The 15,738-nt window shown below is 62.6% G+C and carries 16 protein-coding genes; 8 read left to right on the top strand and 8 right to left on the bottom strand.

Annotated elements, in window-relative coordinates; translation table 11 throughout:
- Positions 1 to 9: 9 nt before the first annotated feature.
- Both ARC39_RS01460 and lysA read right to left on the bottom strand, forming a co-directional pair.
- On the bottom strand, positions 10 to 2,559 hold the full coding sequence (locus ARC39_RS01460; protein WP_438273249.1) for a TIGR02302 family protein: 2,550 nt from the start codon (positions 2,557 to 2,559) through the stop codon (positions 10 to 12).
- 97 nt (positions 2,560 to 2,656) lie between these two features.
- The gene (lysA, locus tag ARC39_RS01455) at positions 2,657 to 3,925 is read right to left on the bottom strand and encodes a diaminopimelate decarboxylase (protein ID WP_068108954.1); all 1,269 of its coding nucleotides are present in this window, start codon (positions 3,923 to 3,925) and stop codon (positions 2,657 to 2,659) included.
- A 163-nt stretch (positions 3,926 to 4,088) separates the two neighbouring features.
- Between lysA and ARC39_RS01450 the strand changes: the two genes are divergently transcribed.
- A complete protein-coding gene (locus ARC39_RS01450; protein WP_068108952.1) occupies positions 4,089 to 4,811 on the top strand; it encodes a lysophospholipid acyltransferase family protein in 723 nt (240 codons plus the stop codon).
- 255 nt (positions 4,812 to 5,066) lie between these two features.
- On the opposite strand, the gene argH is transcribed toward ARC39_RS01450, so the two are convergent.
- Positions 5,067 to 6,467, bottom strand: a complete 1,401-nt coding sequence (gene argH / locus ARC39_RS01445) for an argininosuccinate lyase (protein ID WP_068108950.1) — start codon at positions 6,465 to 6,467, stop codon at positions 5,067 to 5,069.
- On the opposite strand from argH, the gene ARC39_RS01440 reads away from it, so the two are divergent.
- Positions 6,466 to 7,047 (top strand): TlpA family protein disulfide reductase, encoded by a 582-nt coding sequence (locus tag ARC39_RS01440; RefSeq protein WP_497006538.1) that lies wholly within the window; start codon positions 6,466 to 6,468, stop codon positions 7,045 to 7,047. The two genes, argH and ARC39_RS01440, sit on opposite strands and share 2 nt — an antisense overlap.
- 236 nt (positions 7,048 to 7,283) lie before the next feature.
- On the top strand, positions 7,284 to 7,703 hold the full coding sequence (locus ARC39_RS01435; protein ID WP_149866268.1) for a hypothetical protein: 420 nt from the start codon (positions 7,284 to 7,286) through the stop codon (positions 7,701 to 7,703).
- Between the two features lie 49 nt (positions 7,704 to 7,752).
- Here the strand turns inward: ARC39_RS01435 and ARC39_RS01430 are convergent, their stop codons facing one another.
- Positions 7,753 to 8,115: a rhodanese-like domain-containing protein gene (locus ARC39_RS01430; RefSeq protein WP_161470914.1), complete on the bottom strand. Its 363-nt coding sequence runs from the start codon at positions 8,113 to 8,115 to the stop codon at positions 7,753 to 7,755.
- A gap of 75 nt (positions 8,116 to 8,190) precedes the next feature.
- The gene (locus ARC39_RS01425) at positions 8,191 to 8,763 is read right to left on the bottom strand and encodes a DNA-3-methyladenine glycosylase I (protein ID WP_068108941.1); all 573 of its coding nucleotides are present in this window, start codon (positions 8,761 to 8,763) and stop codon (positions 8,191 to 8,193) included.
- 118 nt (positions 8,764 to 8,881) lie between these two features.
- On the opposite strand from ARC39_RS01425, the gene ARC39_RS01420 reads away from it, so the two are divergent.
- From ARC39_RS01420 to yddG, 5 genes are all read left to right on the top strand, one after another.
- Positions 8,882 to 9,733 carry an EAL domain-containing protein gene (locus tag ARC39_RS01420; RefSeq protein WP_068108937.1) on the top strand — a complete coding sequence of 284 codons (852 nt, stop codon included), beginning with the start codon at positions 8,882 to 8,884 and terminating at the stop codon, positions 9,731 to 9,733.
- A 419-nt stretch (positions 9,734 to 10,152) separates the two neighbouring features.
- A complete protein-coding gene (locus ARC39_RS01415; RefSeq protein WP_068108933.1) occupies positions 10,153 to 11,328 on the top strand; it encodes an acetyl-CoA C-acetyltransferase in 1,176 nt (391 codons plus the stop codon).
- A 175-nt stretch (positions 11,329 to 11,503) separates the two neighbouring features.
- Positions 11,504 to 12,229 (top strand): acetoacetyl-CoA reductase, encoded by a 726-nt coding sequence (phbB, locus tag ARC39_RS01410; RefSeq protein ID WP_068108931.1) that lies wholly within the window; start codon positions 11,504 to 11,506, stop codon positions 12,227 to 12,229.
- A 329-nt stretch (positions 12,230 to 12,558) separates the two neighbouring features.
- Complete coding sequence (gene gcvA / locus ARC39_RS01405) at positions 12,559 to 13,506, top strand: transcriptional regulator GcvA (protein ID WP_068110034.1); 948 nt, start codon at positions 12,559 to 12,561, stop codon at positions 13,504 to 13,506.
- Between the two features lie 31 nt (positions 13,507 to 13,537).
- Positions 13,538 to 14,431, top strand: coding sequence for an aromatic amino acid exporter YddG (yddG, locus tag ARC39_RS01400; protein WP_068108928.1), 894 nt, complete (start codon positions 13,538 to 13,540; stop codon positions 14,429 to 14,431).
- Here the strand turns inward: yddG and ARC39_RS25135 are convergent.
- The 3 genes from ARC39_RS25135 to ARC39_RS01390 form a co-directional block, all read right to left on the bottom strand.
- Positions 14,409 to 14,576, bottom strand: coding sequence for a YdcH family protein (locus tag ARC39_RS25135; protein WP_078059014.1), 168 nt, complete (start codon positions 14,574 to 14,576; stop codon positions 14,409 to 14,411). The two genes, yddG and ARC39_RS25135, sit on opposite strands and share 23 nt — an antisense overlap.
- A gap of 126 nt (positions 14,577 to 14,702) precedes the next feature.
- Entirely contained in the window at positions 14,703 to 15,479 is a 777-nt protein-coding gene (locus ARC39_RS01395; protein WP_068108924.1) for a tRNA1(Val) (adenine(37)-N6)-methyltransferase, read from the bottom strand.
- A gap of 1 nt (position 15,480) precedes the next feature.
- Positions 15,481 to 15,702, bottom strand: a complete 222-nt coding sequence (locus ARC39_RS01390; RefSeq protein ID WP_068108921.1) for a putative signal transducing protein — start codon at positions 15,700 to 15,702, stop codon at positions 15,481 to 15,483.
- Positions 15,703 to 15,738: the final 36 nt, after the last annotated feature.

The raw sequence follows: 15,738 nt of genomic DNA, 5'->3' as shown, positions 1-15,738 counted from the left end.
GGTCGGGCGTCAGAACCGGTCAAGCAGCCGCTTCAGGTAGTCGAGTTCCAGCTCGGGCCGCTCCCGGTCTCCGGACCGCCGACGGATTTCATCGAGCAGGTCGCGTGCGCGACGATAGATGTCCTCGCCTTGGAGCAGGTTCTCGTCGCTGCCGAAGCTCCCCGAGGTGCCGGCCTCGCGCCCGAGCGGGTCACGTTGCGTGTCGCTGTCGGCCCGCCCGAACTGCTCGCCCTGCCCCTCCTGGCCGCGCTGCTGCTGCGCCATTGCCTCGCCAAGGTTGCGCATCCCCTCGCGGATTGCCTCCATCGCCCGGGATTGCTCATCTATTGCACCGGCCAGATCGTTGCCCTCCAGCGCGTCCTCGGCGCGATCCATCGCGCCCTCGGCTTCACCCAGCGATTCACGCGCCGCATCGCCGGCCTCCGTGCCCGCACCGGGAAGATTCTGCCGCAACCCTTCCAGCCGCCTGCGGAGCGCCCCCTGGCGTTCTGCAAGCTCTTCTGCGTCCGGTGCTCCCTGCTGGCCGGATTGTCCGGGCTGCGACGGTTGGCCATCGGGACTTGCATCGCCCATCTGGCCCTGACCTTGCTGGCCCTGCCCCATCTGACCCTGCCCCGGCTGGCCCTGACCTTGCTGACCCTGTTGACCCTGCTGACCGAAATTCGGATTGAACTGTTCCTGCAGATTGCGGAATGCCTCGTCAGACAGGCCCTGCTGGTCGCGCAACGTCTCTGCCAACCCCTGCATCGCCTGATCGCCCGGCGACTGGCCTTGCTGCCCCTGCCCGCCCTGCGTGACCTGCATGTTCTCCATCATCTGGCGAAGCTGCTCCATCAGAGCCATCGCTTCCTCGGTCCGACCCTCCTCCATGAGCTGCTGCAACCGGTCCAGCAGCTCCTGCAGCTGATCGCCGGTCATCGTCTGGGTATTCTCGGACATTTCTGTCTGCGCATTCGGGTCCTGCTGTTCGGCAAGCTGACGCATGTAGTCCTGAAGCGCCTCGCGGAACTCATCCATCAGCGCCGCGATTTCCTCATCTGTTGCGCCGTCCCGGATCGCCTCGGTCAGCCTGTCCTGCGCCCGGCGCAAACGCTCCAGGGCGTCTGACAGATCGCCTTCCTCGATCTGCAAGGCGATGATCCAGAGCGCTTCGGCAACCTCCTCCTGCACCTCCGCGGAGAGACCGCCTGCGGCGTCCGTTCCGACTTCCAGCCGGCGGATCGCGACGCGGAGCGGCAAATAGCTCCCACCGTCGCGAATGATCTCGTCGGGGCGGTGCGTTACCGCCCGCAGCACTTGCGCCACCCGCGGTCCGTTCGCCCGCGCCCAGAGAAGGTCGCGGCGTTGTTCGATCAGCGCCGCAGCCAATGGATCGAAGAACCGCCGCCCCGGAAGATGCATCTCCAGCGGCGCGCTCTCGCCCTCCTGACCCGCCGCATCCACCGCCGTGAAGGTAAGCGCTACCGGCAGCCCGACCCAAGGGTGTTTCGAGAAATCCTCGATCAGTGTTTCGACGAAATCCCGCCGGTCGCCGGAGATCGTCATCGGCAGATCCAACGTGATCGGCTCACGCGGATCGGGTTCGACCGCTAGACCGTGTTGCCGCGACAAGGCCGGCATATCGAGCGAGATCAGCGCCTGCCCCGCCGACACCCCGTAGTCGTCGGTGGCCCGGAATGGCTGGCTCATCCGGCCATTGGCTTCGCGCTCCAGGTCGCCTTCCGCGGCAATGCTCGGCGGAGCGTCCGACACGATCTCAACGCGCCATTCCCGTCCGCCCGGCCCCATGATTGCCAGCCGTCCGCCTTGTGCGATCTCGAAGTCCTGGTTCGCGTCGGTGGCCGGGACGATTTCTTCGCCCTCACGTCCTGAGACGGTCTCGTCCACGCTGAGCGCACCGACTTCGCCGTACAGGCGCAACGTCACCCGGCTTCCGGCCGGAGCCGACAGGACGCCGGCGCCAATATCGTTCAGATAGAGGCTCGGCAGGCCCGTATAGGCTGGAGGTTCCACCCATCCTTCCCAAGCGGGCCCGCCCGCGAGATCCAGATCGCTGCCGCGTGCAACCGTCTGGCCCACATTGGCGACGTGCCAGATCGAGCCAAAGAGCACCCCGAGCACCAGGGCCACGAGGGCGACGTAGCGAAGCGCGAAAGGGTCTCGCGTGGACAATCTCAGATCCGGCGGCACCCGCCGGGCAGACGCGGCGCGCTCCGCCATGCGGCGCTGGTGTGCCTCCCAGACCGCGGTCGATTCCGCGTCTCCCGCACCGATCGCCTGAACGTCGCCCAATGCTTGAAGCGGACGACCGGGCAGCGTCTCGTCCAGCCGCGCGACCGCTTCTGCGCGGCTAGGCCAGCGAAAACGGCGGAGGCCCGCGACGATGAACCAAAGCAACGTGGCGGTAACCGCCAGCGCCCCGATCCAGAGAACCTCGACCGGCGCTGTTTCGTGCAAGCCGAGCAAAACGAGCGCAGCAACGCTAAAGAGAACCGTCCAGACGGGCCAGAAGGCTATCGTCAGGCGTTCGGCGACCATCCCCAGGCGAGTGAGCCGCAAGGGTCTGCCAAGGCGCTCGAGAGCGGGTGGTCTTGGGGCGTCCGGCTCCATCTCGCTCCTTTCGATGCCCGCCTGGCGGGCAGGGAGGGGGGCCGTACTACAACAGCCACTCGGGAATGTTATCGCGCGAGATCATTTCGTCAAAGGTCGGACGCGCGCGAATGACGGCGAATTGATCCCCGCGCACCAGCACCTCCGGGATCAGCGGCCTGGTGTTGTATTCTGAAGCCATCACTGCCCCGTAGGCGCCGGCTGACCGGAAAGCGACGAGATCGCCTGCCTTTAGGGGGGGCATGTGCCGCCCGCGAGCAAAGGTATCGCCGGTTTCACAGACCGGGCCAACGATGTCGAACGGCACCTGTTCCACACCTGCGGCGGGTTCGACCACGGGCACGATATCGTGATGTGCATCGTACATCGACGGGCGTACCAGATCGTTCATTGCGCCATCGAGAATCAGGAAATCCCGACCTTCTCCGTTTTTCACGTAGATGACCGCGCTCACCATGATCCCGGCGTTGCCCGAAATCAGCCGCCCCGGCTCTATCTCCACCTCGCACCCCAGGTGCCCAACGGTGCGCTTGATCATCTCACCGTAATCGCTGGGCAAGGGCGGCGCTTCGTTGCTGCGGGTGTAGGGAATGCCGAGGCCACCGCCGAGGTCGAGCCGCCGGATGGCGTGCCCATCTGCGCGCAGCAGTTCAACGAGCCCCGCCACCTTGGTATAGGCAAGTTCGAAGGGTTCGAGTTCGGTAAGCTGCGAGCCGATATGGACGTCGACACCGATCACCTCAAGCCCCGGCAGCGCCGCCGCCCGCGCGTAAACCTCGCGCGCCCGCGCTATTGGAATACCGAACTTGTTCTCCGACTTCCCGGTCGCGATCTTCGCATGCGTGCGAGCATCGACGTCGGGATTGATCCGCAATGTAACCGGCGCGGTGACGCCCATGCTGTCGGCAATCGCGCTCAGGATCTCCAGTTCCGGCTCGCTTTCGACGTTGAACTGCCGGATGCCGCCTTCCAACGCGGCGCGCATCTCCGAGCCGGTCTTGCCGACGCCGGAGAAAACGATCCGTTCCCCTGGCACCCCGGCAGCCTTGGCTCGTGCATATTCGCCGCCCGAGACCACGTCCATTCCCGCACCAAGGGCGGCCAGCGTTCGCAATATGGCCTGGTTCGAATTCGACTTCATCGCAAAGCAGACGAGGTGGTCCAGCGGGTCAAGTGCCTCGTCAAACAAGCGGAAATGCCGCTCGAGCGTCGCGGTAGAGTACACATACACGGGCGTACCAACCGCCGCGGCGATCTCGGCGACCGGTACGTCTTCGGCATAAAGCGCGCCGTCGCGGTAAAGAAAATGGTCCATGCTGGCGCGTCCCTGGCGGCTCCGGTCGAATCCGGGTCTTACCACACCAACGAGTGGCCGCAATCGCGGGACTCGCTTTCAGTGACAGGATCGATGTATCAACGCGGTCCAACAGGGGCGGGTGCTCCGAAGAAACAACGACAAAACGACGGAAACCGGCCGAATGGACTCACTCAGCAAGAGAGTGCGAAAGCGCGTTGAAACGATGATCGACAGCCCGGCGATATCTGGTCCGATCTGTCGAGTAATCTCTCGCAACTTACGCGCCCGGGCGGACAACATCGAATGGAGTTACGAAGGACGCGATGCGCTGGCGGCGGAGGTGCAATCGGGCCAGGCAGTGATCATGGTACTCTGGCACGGGCGTTTGCCGGCGGCACCGATTGGCTGGGACACCAATTGGGGCAAGCTCTGCGTGGTGACCTCTGCGGCACCGCCCGGAAAGATGGTGGGGCGCGTCATGCAGCAATTCGGGCATGACACGATCCGGATGCGCGACCGAAAGGCGAACAGGGCCGCCGTGATGCAGGTTGCCCGCATGGCACGCGGCCGCACCTCCATCGGATTTGCGGCTGACGGCCCGCTCGGACCGGCACGGAAGGCAAAATCCGTCCCAATCGACTGGGCACGCCTCACGGGCGCTCCGATCTGGCTCTATTCCGCGTCCTACGAGCGATTTCGCTGCATTGAAAAATCATGGGACAGGATGGCGATGCCCGTGTCGGGCGGGCGGGGAATAATGCTCTACGAACGGTGGGACGCAGAAATCCCGAAACGGATGGATGCCGATTGCCGAGAAAAGCTGCGCCTCAAACTTGAGGACGATCTCAATGCCCTGACATTGCGGGCAGACCAGCGTGTCGGTCACTCGGGGTTGATCAACTGAGCCGATCTCCCTCCGGGCGAGCATCGGACGGACCTAACAGCGGTTGCAGATCAGCGGATTCAACTGCCCCCGACAACGCCAACACTCGCAGTACCGCTGATCGTTACACCCGGTGCGCTCGTGTCGGAATTGTCGGCTGGCGGAAGCGGCTCTCCATCCACGCCACAGGATGCCAGCGTCAACACAATCGTCAAAGGCGCCAGTAGTCTCAATATCCGTTCCATGAAATTCCCTCGATGTAATTGCCGTTCGGGCCTAGCCGATGCGCGTCTTCCACTCGGCGATCCGGGACCGCACCTGATCGGGAGCGGTTCCGCCAAAGGACGTCCGGCTCGCGACCGAGTTCTCGACGCCCAACACATCGAAGACGGCATCGGTGATACCGGCGTGAACCGATTGCATGTCCTGCAAACTCAGGTCCGGTAAGTCGCACGCCTGCGCCTCGGCCATGGCAACCAGCGACCCGGTGACATGGTGCGCCTCTCGGAACGGCAGGTCGAGCACGCGCACCAGCCAGTCGGCCAGATCGGTCGCGGTCGAAAAGCCGCTCGATGCCGCAGCGGCCAGTGCGTCGCGGTTGGCGACCATGTCGCTGACCATGCCTGTCATCGCCGCCAGCGCCAGCATTAGCGTATCGGCCGCATCGAACACCTGCTCCTTGTCCTCCTGCATGTCCTTGGAATAGGCCAGCGGAAGACCCTTCATCACCGTGAGCAAGGCGATGTTCGCGCCCAGGATACGGCCGATCTTCGCCCGGATCAGCTCGGCAGCGTCCGGGTTCTTTTTCTGCGGCATGATCGAAGAGCCGGTGGAGAAGCGGTCCGACAAGGTCACGAAACGGAACTGCGCCGACGACCAGATCACCAGTTCTTCTGCCAGGCGGCTGAGATGCATCGCGCAAATGCTGGCGGCGGCCAGGAACTCCAGCGCAAAATCGCGGTCGCTGACCGCGTCGAGCGAGTTTGCCATCGGGCGGTCGAACCCGAGCGCCGATGCGGTCGCTTCCCGATCAATGGGAAAGGACGTGCCGGCAAGGGCCGCCGCGCCGAGCGGGCATTCATTCATTCGCGCACGCGCATCCTGAAACCGGCTCAGGTCCCGCCCGAACATCTCGACATAGGCCATCATGTGGTGGCCCCAGGTCACCGGCTGCGCTGTTTGCAGATGGGTAAAGCCGGGCATCACCCAGCCGGCCCCGACCTCGGCCTGCTCCAGCAGCGCCTCTTGCAACGCGCGCAAGCCGTCGATGGCCGCATCGCACTGGTCCCGCACCCACAACCGGAAATCCGTCGCAACCTGATCGTTGCGCGACCGTGCCGTGTGCAGCCTTCCCGCCGGCTCGCCGATCAGTTCCTTCAGCCGCGCCTCGACATTCATGTGAATATCTTCCAGGGCAGCGGAGAACTCGAACGAACCGCCCTCGATCTCTGACAAGACCGTGAGAAGCCCTTCCCGTATCGCCTCGGCATCGCTATCGCTTACGATGCCCGTTGCTGCCAGCATCGCGGCGTGGGCGCGGGAGCCCTCGATGTCCTGACGGGCCAGGCGGCGGTCGAAATCGATGGAGGCGTTGATGGCCTCCATGATCGCGTCGGGACCGGCGGCAAAGCGCCCGCCCCACATCTGGTTGGCGGCCTTGGAAGAGACATCGGTCATGGATCGGACCCCGGAGGAAAAGATGAAGCACTTGTTGGCCGCAGTGGTCTATACGGGCCTCGCTCTGATGGCAAATCCAGGCGCTGCGGACATCGCGGATCTGGAAGCTCTGCGCGATGGCGACATGAAAAAGCTCGTGTTCCATGCCCAGCCGCAGCCGGTGCCGGACATTGCCGTGATCGACGCGGATGGAGCCGAACGCCGCCTGTCAGAGATGCAGGGCGACTGGCTGGTCGTGAATTTCTGGGCGACTTGGTGCGCACCCTGCCGCAAGGAGATGCCGACACTCTCCAACCTGCAGACGCACTTTTCCGAGCAACCCGTCGAGGTCGTCACGATTGCCACGGGCCGGAATGCACCTGCCGCGATCCGGCGGTTTTTCGACGAAATCGACGTAGCAAACCTGCCCGAACTCCGGGATCCGAAACAGGAACTGGCGCGGAAGATGGGAATCCTCGGGCTCCCTATCACGGTGATCATCGACCCGCAGGGTCAGGAAGTGGCACGGCTTCGGGGCGACGCCCATTGGGACAGTGACAGCGCCATTGCGATTCTGGACGCGCTCGTAGCCGGTTCATGAGGCCGTTGCCCACGGGTAGTGTACGCCCGACGCCAAAATAGCACACCGCTAGACGAGCCTGCGGGTATGATTTGCCGAACGTGCGAAATCGCGCGATTATTACGTAGTAGTCACTCACTCACAGTCAGGCCTTGAGATCGTCGCCGGTCGTTCCACTCACTCGGCAAGCGTTGGGCATATTCGAAGACGTCGCGCATCAACGGCGATGGTTCTGGGTCAAGGCCCGGGAAAAGGAAATGGCGTTCAGTTACTCGGTTCACGCGGATCTCAACCTACTCTTCATGCGCTATTCGGGGTGCGTCTCGCTAAACGACCAACGGCGCCTGGTCAGATACTTGGCGAGCGACGATGTCTACCGGCCGGAACTCGCGAAGCTCTGCGATTCGTCGAGCCTGGTCGAGGCAAACCTCCGCCTCAGCGACCTGATCGCGCTGCGCGACCGGTTGCATGCACGGTACGTCGGGCTACCGGGGCCGATCCTGTGGGCGCACTATGCACCCTCCGACTATGCGTTCGGAATGGCGCGCATGTGGAACATGTTGCTGGAGGAGATCCCCGCGATCCATTGCGAGGTCTTCTCGCACGCAGAAGAAACGCTTGAATTTCTTGGTATGAATCGCCCCGAAATCGCGAACCGTCTTGGCCTCGCTATCTAGGTGTCCCGACAGTGAGACCATGCGCGCCCCCGCGCGCATACACACTCCGTCAGGTGGAGATCTGGCCACCCGCGGCTTGCCAATTGCCAAGCGATCCCAGGTCGTAGACCTCATTGTGCCCGAGTTTGCGCAATAGCTTGCCCGCAATGGCGGAACGCGCTCCCGTCGCACAATAGACGATCACTGCCTGCGCCCGCACGAGGGATGGTTCGCAACTCGCGTTCCTTGGATCCGCGCGCTCACGAAGCGCCCCAAGCGGTATGTTGATCGCCCCTCGGGCATGTCCGCTCTGCCGCAGCTCTGCCAGTTCGCGCACGTCGATCAAGGCCGCCTCACCGGATTCCACCAGTTCAACCGCCCGCGTACCGCTCACAGGTTTTGCCTTCTCCGCAAAGGGATTCAGCAGTGTCATCAGCATCGCCATCGCGCCTCGTATATGTTTTCCTGCATATATCCACGAAGGCGCTAGGCGTTCAACCTGCACTGGTCACCTGCGCATCGCGGCAACCTCGGCGTGGCGCGGACAAGTGATCAAATGGTCGTTCACCATGCCAACGGCTTGCATGAAGGCATAGACGATGGTGGGCCCGCAGAACCGGAACCCCGCGGCCTTCAACTCTTTGGAGAGCGTGCGCGACAGGTCGGTTTGTGCGGGAACCTCTGCCATAGTTGAAAACCGGTTGCAGATCGGCACACCGTCAAGCCTGTCCCACAAAAAGGTAGAGAAGCCCTTTTGCGCCTCGATCTCCAAATAGGCACGCGCATTCCCGATCGTCGCCTCGATCTTTCCTCTGTGGCGCACGATTCCCGGGTTGGCGAGCAGGGTTTCGATTTCGGCCTCACCCCAGCCCGCAATCACTTCCGGTGCGAATCCGCAAAACGCATCCTGAAAGTTCTCGCGTTTCTTGAGGATCGTGATCCACGACAAACCGGCCTGGAACCCGTCGAGGATGAGTTTCTCCCAGAGGGCCCGGGAGTCGAACTCCGGAACTCCCCATTCCGTGTCGTGGTAGGCCACGTAAATGGGCTCCTGCCCAACCCAGCCGCATCGCTCGCCCATTGCCGATTCCACCCCAGCATCAAAACCAATTTCGAACAAAATTAGAACAAAACGCGAAGATTTACCAGATATTCAAAACCCGGAGCGTAAATGTGGCGGCGCATTCGCGGGAGTAGCCATGCAACCCGAACCGGAAATAAGCATTCTCGACAGCGTTGGTGTCGACGGGCTGGCCAATCCACTGGCCGCGGCCGTATCGCAACGCGACAAGAACGTTTTGTCGCTGGTCCGCCGGTCGCTCGACCGCAAGGACGTGCTCCTTGCATTCCAGCCGGTCGTCGAAGCACGACGGACCGATCATACCGCCTTCTACGAGGGGCTCATACGTGTGGTCGACGACACGGGACGGATCATTCCGGCGAAGGACTTCATCGATGTTTGCGAGACGAACGAGATCGGTCGAATCATGGATTGTCTCGCTCTCGAACTGGGGCTTACTTCGTTGAGCAGGGCGCCGAACCTGCGGCTGGCAATCAATATGTCGGCCCGCTCCATCGGGTATCCCCGGTGGACGAAGACATTGGAGGAGGGTCTCCAAGCGGATGCGACCGCAGGGGAGCGACTGATAATCGAGATCACGGAATCGTCTGCCATCCTGATGCCTGACATCACCAAGGTGTTCATGGAGCGGCTGCAAGATATGGGAATCAGCTTCGCACTGGACGATTTCGGTGCCGGCTACACGGCCTTCCGCCACCTCAGGGACCTGGACTTCGACATCATCAAGATTGCCGGCGAGTTCATCACCGGCATTCACGCAAACCCGGACAACCGGATTCTCACGCAAGCACTGGTCTCAATCGCCCAGCAGTTCGACATGCTGACCGTTGCCGAAGCAGTGGAAAGCCAGGCAGACGCGCTCCTGTTGTCACAGATGGGTGTGGACTGTCTGCAAGGGTTCTTCTTCGGCGTGCCAACCACACGGCCGACATGGCCGGAGTTTCCGTCGCGAGCGCGCAGCACAGCGTAGGAGACCACCGCCCGCGCATTCCGAATTGAGTTCACACCGATCGCGACGTCAAATTCGGCTGCGGGCCTCTCGCCTTCCCAAAGGCATTCATTCTCCGCGCGGACCACAGTACAACGATTCGACCGGAATGGATGGGCGAACCACCCAATCCCGAGCCCCGTATGAGCCCGCTGTTTTGCGCACTCGGTCACCGAACGGTTCTCCAGAAATCGCACAACCCACGGTTTTTCCAACCCAATCGCCTCGCGTCGCAAGGCCGTTAACTCCGCAGGACGCGCGGATTTGAATGCGGCCGGGGTGGGACACCCTGTCTGTTGCAACGAACCCTAGCCCCCCCTTACCAAGTTGTTAGCTTGGGGGGGCCAGGTCTGAATCGACGGAAACATGCCCCCGAAACGATGACTTGAAAAGGAGCCATCATGACCAACGTCGTTATCGCATCGGCCGGCCGCACCGCCGTCGGCAGTTTCCTCGGATCGTTTGCCAATACCCCGGCACATGATCTGGGCGCCACGGTGCTCAAGGCAGTCGTCGAACGCGCCGGCGTGGACCCTTCCGAGGTTTCGGAGACAATTCTGGGCCAGGTGCTGACCGCCGCTCAGGGTCAGAACCCCGCCCGTCAGGCGCATATCAATGCCGGGTTTCCGCAGGAATCCGCCGCCTGGGGCATCAACCAGGTCTGCGGCTCGGGGCTGCGCACCGTTGCGCTTGCCGCGCAGCACATTCAACTGGGCGACGCCGCCATTGTCGCCGCTGGCGGCCAGGAGAGCATGTCGCTTTCGCCCCATGCCGCTGCATTGCGCGCTGGCCAGAAGATGGGCGACATGAAGTATGTCGACACGATGATCAAGGACGGCCTTTGGGACGCCTTCAACGGCTACCACATGGGACAGACCGCTGAGAACGTCGCCGAGAAATGGCAGATCTCCCGCGACATGCAGGATGAATTCGCCGTCGCCTCGCAGAACAAGGCCGAGGCAGCGCAGGCCGCCGGCAAGTTTGCCGATGAGATCGTTCCCTTCACCGTCAAGACCCGCAAGGGCGACATCGTGGTCGAAAGCGACGAGTACATCCGCAAGGGCGCCACGATCGAGGCCATGCAGAAGCTGCGCCCGGCCTTCATCAAGGACGGCACCGTCACGGCCGCCAATGCCTCGGGCATCAATGACGGCGCGGCCGCGGTGCTCTGCATGAGCGCAGATGAAGCCGAGAAGCGCGGCATCGAGCCCCTCGCCCGCATTGCCTCCTATGCCACCGCTGGTCTCGACCCGTCGATCATGGGCGTCGGGCCAATCTACGCCTCGCGCAAGGCACTGGAGAAAGCCGGCTGGTCCGTGGACGACCTCGATCTGGTCGAAGCCAACGAAGCCTTCGCCGCCCAGGCCTGCGCCGTGAACAAGGACATGGGCTGGGATCCGTCGATCGTGAACGTGAACGGCGGCGCCATCGCAATCGGCCACCCGATCGGCGCTTCTGGCTGCCGCGTACTCAACACCCTGCTGTTCGAGATGAAGCGTCGCGACGCGAAAAAGGGCCTTGCAACGCTGTGCATCGGTGGCGGCATGGGCGTGGCCCTATGCGTCGAACGCCCGTAACACCTCGGCCCCGGAGGAATATGGACCAAGGGGCGCCCGTCCGGCGCCCCTTTTCTTTCTGTTTCGACGGCGCCGCCCCTTGATGCGACACGTAGACTACGCAAGATTGTTGCTGGGGAGGCGGCAGGTCGATTAACAGAGTTGCCGAAGATTTATGCCAGACTGGAGGAAAGCCATGGCAAGAGTTGCAGTCGTCACCGGAGGAACCCGAGGCATCGGCGCCGCGATTTCGATGGGATTGAAAGAAGCCGGTTACGAAGTCGCCGCGAACTTCGGAGGGAACGAGGAGGCAGCCGCCAAGTTTTCCGCGGAGACCGGGATCAAGACCTACAAATGGTCCGTGGCCGATTACGAAGGTTGCGAGAACGGCATCAAGCAGGTCGAGGCCGATCTCGGCCCGGTCGACATCCTGATCAACAATGCTGGCATTACCCGGGATGCCATGTTCCACCGTATGACCGTGCAGCAGTGGAACGACGTGATCGACACCAACCTGCACGGCGTCTTCAACATGACCCACCCGGTCTACCCCGGCATGCGCGAGCGCAAGTGGGGCCGTATCGTCAACATCTCGTCGATCAATGGCCAGAAGGGTCAGGCCGGACAGACGAACTACTCGGCGTCAAAGGCAGGCGACCTGGGCTTCACGAAGGCTCTGGCACAGGAAGGCGCACGCTTCGGCGTCACTGTGAACGCCGTGTGCCCGGGGTACATCGGCACCGAGATGGTGAAGGCGATCGACGAGAAGATCCTCAACGAAAAGATCATTCCGCTGATCCCGGTTGGCCGCCTCGGCGAACCCGAAGAGATCGCCCGCTGCGTGGTCTTCCTCGCTTCCGAAGAGGCCGGTTTCATCACCGGATCGACGATTTCCGCCAATGGTGGACAATTCTTCGTCTAGGTCAGGCACGTCGTCTCTACGCAGCCCCCGCCGGCGTTCCGGCGGGGGTTTTTTCGTGCCCGATTCACACGCTGACCGTCCGGCTGCGAGGACGCCGCAGGTAGAAGACAGGGCGACGCAACGCACCAAAAATATGCGCGAAAACCTCCGCGCGTTCGCGATGGGCGCGGCGAATGGCCAAACGGTTGATATTGCTCGTGGGGACTTCGAACATTGTTTGCTCCGAAGGCTTGGATTCAGCATAATTGATGTGAAACCACTATGCGCATCACCAAACTTGAGGACAAACGAGACTTCTCAAGCCTTCAGTTAAGTTTTACTTGATTGATATGAGCAACCGCCTTCCTCCTCTCACCGCTTTGCGTGCATTCGAAGCCGCAGCAAGGCACCTGTCATTTTCAAAGGCCGCGGAAGAATTGCGGGTCACGCCAGCAGCCCTTTCCTTCCAAATAAAGTCTCTGGAGGAACACCTCGGCCAACCGGTATTCCGCCGCCTGAACCGCGCGGTAGAACTCACCGAAGCCGGGCGTGTGCTGGCGCCAGGAGTGAGCGACGGCTTTTCGGCGCTCAACAGCGCCTGGCGGTCGGCCCGGCGACTTCAGGAGACACAAACGCTCAACATAACCGCGGGTCCGGCATTTACCTCCAAGTGGCTTGCGCCGCGCCTCTTCGACTTCGCCGCAGCCCACCCAGACCTGGAGCTGCGCTTCGTCGCGACGCTGAAGTTGGCCGACCTGGAACGCGACCCGGTCGATGCTGCCATTCGGTTCGGCGAAGTGGTGGACCCGGCACTGTTCTCGCGCGAGATTTTTCGGGACTGGGTAACCCCGATGATGAGCCCCGCCCTCGCGGAACAGGTCACGGGCATGGAGTGCTTGCGGAAATTCCCGATATTGCACCAGGACGACATCGGCTTTCTGCGGCATCCGGTGGATTGGGCGGCCTGGTTTCGCGCGGCCGGTCTTGGAAAGGCGCCCACGTCGGGCCCGCACTTCGGTCAGGCCGACCACGCGATCAATGCGGCCGTGGCCGGACTGGGCATTGTGCTAGGCCGCGCCACACTCGCGGAGGACGATATCAAGGCCGGCCGGCTCGTGGCGCCATTCCCGCTCGCACTGCGTTCCAGCGCGGCCTACCGGTTTCTCTGTCGCCGTGGCGCGGAGACACAACCGAAGATCGCTGCGTTCCTGGACTGGATGATATCGGAATCGCGCGGCCACGCTGAGTTGGAAAAGGGCCGGACATTTGTCGACGCCGGACAGCTTCCACCGGCTTGACCTGACACGGCGCCTCACGCAAAGGGGACCCATGACACGATCTCGCGCCACCGCCATCGGTTTCATTGCCGTTCTGCTCTGGGCTCTGTTGGCGCTCTTTACCGTCGGGAGCGCGCCCGTGCCCCCGTTGCAACTGACTGCGATGAGCTTCCTGATCGGCGGCGCAATCGGCGTGGTCTGGACACTCGCCTCCGGCGGACTTCACCGCTTGCGGGGCGTCAGCTGGAAGGTCTACGCATTCGGCACGGCGGGCCTTTTCGGCTATCATTTCTTCTATTTCTCCGCGTTGCGCCTCGCCCCTCCCGCCCAAGCGGGGCTAATCGCTTATCTCTGGCCATTGCTGATTGTGCTCATGTCGGGACTTTTGCCTGGCGAACGCCTGCGGGCCGGTCACTTGCTGGGCGGTGCGCTTGGCTTTGCCGGTGCCGCGCTGATCATCCTGGGCGATGGGGCCGGTTTCAGCGGATCTGCGCTGCCAGGATACGGCCTGGCACTGCTCTGCGCTTTCTTTTGGTCAGGGTACTCCGTGCTGTCGCGCCGCCTCGGACACGCGCCGACGGAAACGGTCGCGGTGTTCTGCCTGGCAACCGCATTACTTTCGGCAGTCGCGCATTTGACGTTGGAAGAAACGGTTCTGCCGCAATCACTCACCGGCTGGGCGAGCATTGTCGCTCTCGGCCTCGGCCCTGTCGGCCTCGCATTCTACGTATGGGATATCGGGGTGAAGCAGGGAGATATACAGCTTTTGGGTGTGGCTAGCTATGCAGCGCCCTTGTTGTCCACCCTGGCGCTGGTACTCGCCGGTCTGGCCGCTCCGACGCCAAGGCTTGCCCTGGCGGCGGCGTTGATCACAGGGGGCGCTGCGCTGGCCGCCTGGGCCGGAAGCCGCGCCCCCAAGAAGGTTACACAGCGCTCAGCCGTGTGATCTCTTCCTTGATTCGGAGCTTCTGTTTCTTGAGTTCTACGATTTCGAGGTCGTCGGAGCCTGGAGCCTGTTGAATTTGTTCCACCTGGGCCGAAAGTGCAGCGTGCTTCTTACGAAGTTCCACAACGCGGGCGGACTCGGACATGGTCGATCTCTCCTCTCAAGCTATGGTCACGACTCAAGTCGACCACGATTTTTTTCGCTTGTCACGCTGAACCCGCATCCAAGGTAATTATTTTGCGTCTCCCCTGTGAAGCTTTGGCGACAATGCTTATATGTCCGCCGCACCGAAACCAGGAAGCGCGTTGCCGTTGCGTAGGACGGATGAGATTTCCGGCGTGTAGTCATCGCCGTCGCGCAGATGCCGGTCGCCAGCGTGCACAACCAGCGGCGCATGGAGCCGCAATGGCGCGCGCGCGCCCTTTCTCGCCCTCAGGAGAATCAGCCGTGCATCCCGCCCCTGTCTGGGAGACAGGGGTTGAAGCTGGATTGAACCCAATCCGGAAAGGCCGCGGAGAATTTGGTCGAGCCGGTCGGCTCGATGGATCATCGTGAGCCAGCCCTTCGGGGCCAGTCGGCGGCCAGCAACATCCAGCCAGACATCGAGCGGCGTCTCTTCGCCCATTGCCGCTTCGCGCGCGGTATGCGGCGAGGCATGCGACTGCCAGCGCTGGAAGTACGGTGGGTTCGCGATGACGTGATCGAACCGCTGCTGGCGGATCTCCGTCGGAATGGACGTGAGATCGCATGTCTCGACGTGTAACGGCAATCCGGTTTCCGCCGCGTTGCGTCGTGCGAGGTCGGCAATCTCCGGCTGCCGTTCCAATCCAACCACGCGCAGCTCCTGCACGCGCGTCGCCAGGCAAAGCGATGCCGTACCGACCCCACAGCCCAACTCCAGCACCGATTGTCCGGGTGCGGCGGGGCATGCAGCTGCCAGCAGGACCGGGTCGATCCCGGCCCGGTAACCGCGCGCGGGCTGCCATAGCGACAAGCGACCACCGAGGTAATCGTCGCGGGTAAGCGCCTCGCCGCGTGCGGCATCCATGTCACCGGTCCTCTGTCACATCCAGATCATTGTCGCGCAGTGCAGCACGGGCCATGAACAGATCCGCGTCGCGCACCATCAACCGGCGCGGCAAAACGCCGATCGACCCTTCGAGGACGCTCATATGGACGTCCATTTCGAAGCAGTCTATATCCTCTCCAGCGAGGAGGGATTTCGCAAAAGCGATGACCGTCGGGTCGTTGGTGCGCAAAACCTCTTTCATGGCATTGACTTAAGCAAACCCCTCCGGCGCTGTCGA

The organism is Tropicimonas marinistellae, assembly GCF_001509585.1.
GTDB classification, from domain to species: domain Bacteria; phylum Pseudomonadota; class Alphaproteobacteria; order Rhodobacterales; family Rhodobacteraceae; genus Tropicimonas; species Tropicimonas marinistellae.
Note: the sequence above shows the minus strand (reverse complement) of the source record. Positions and strands in the feature narration are given on the sequence as shown.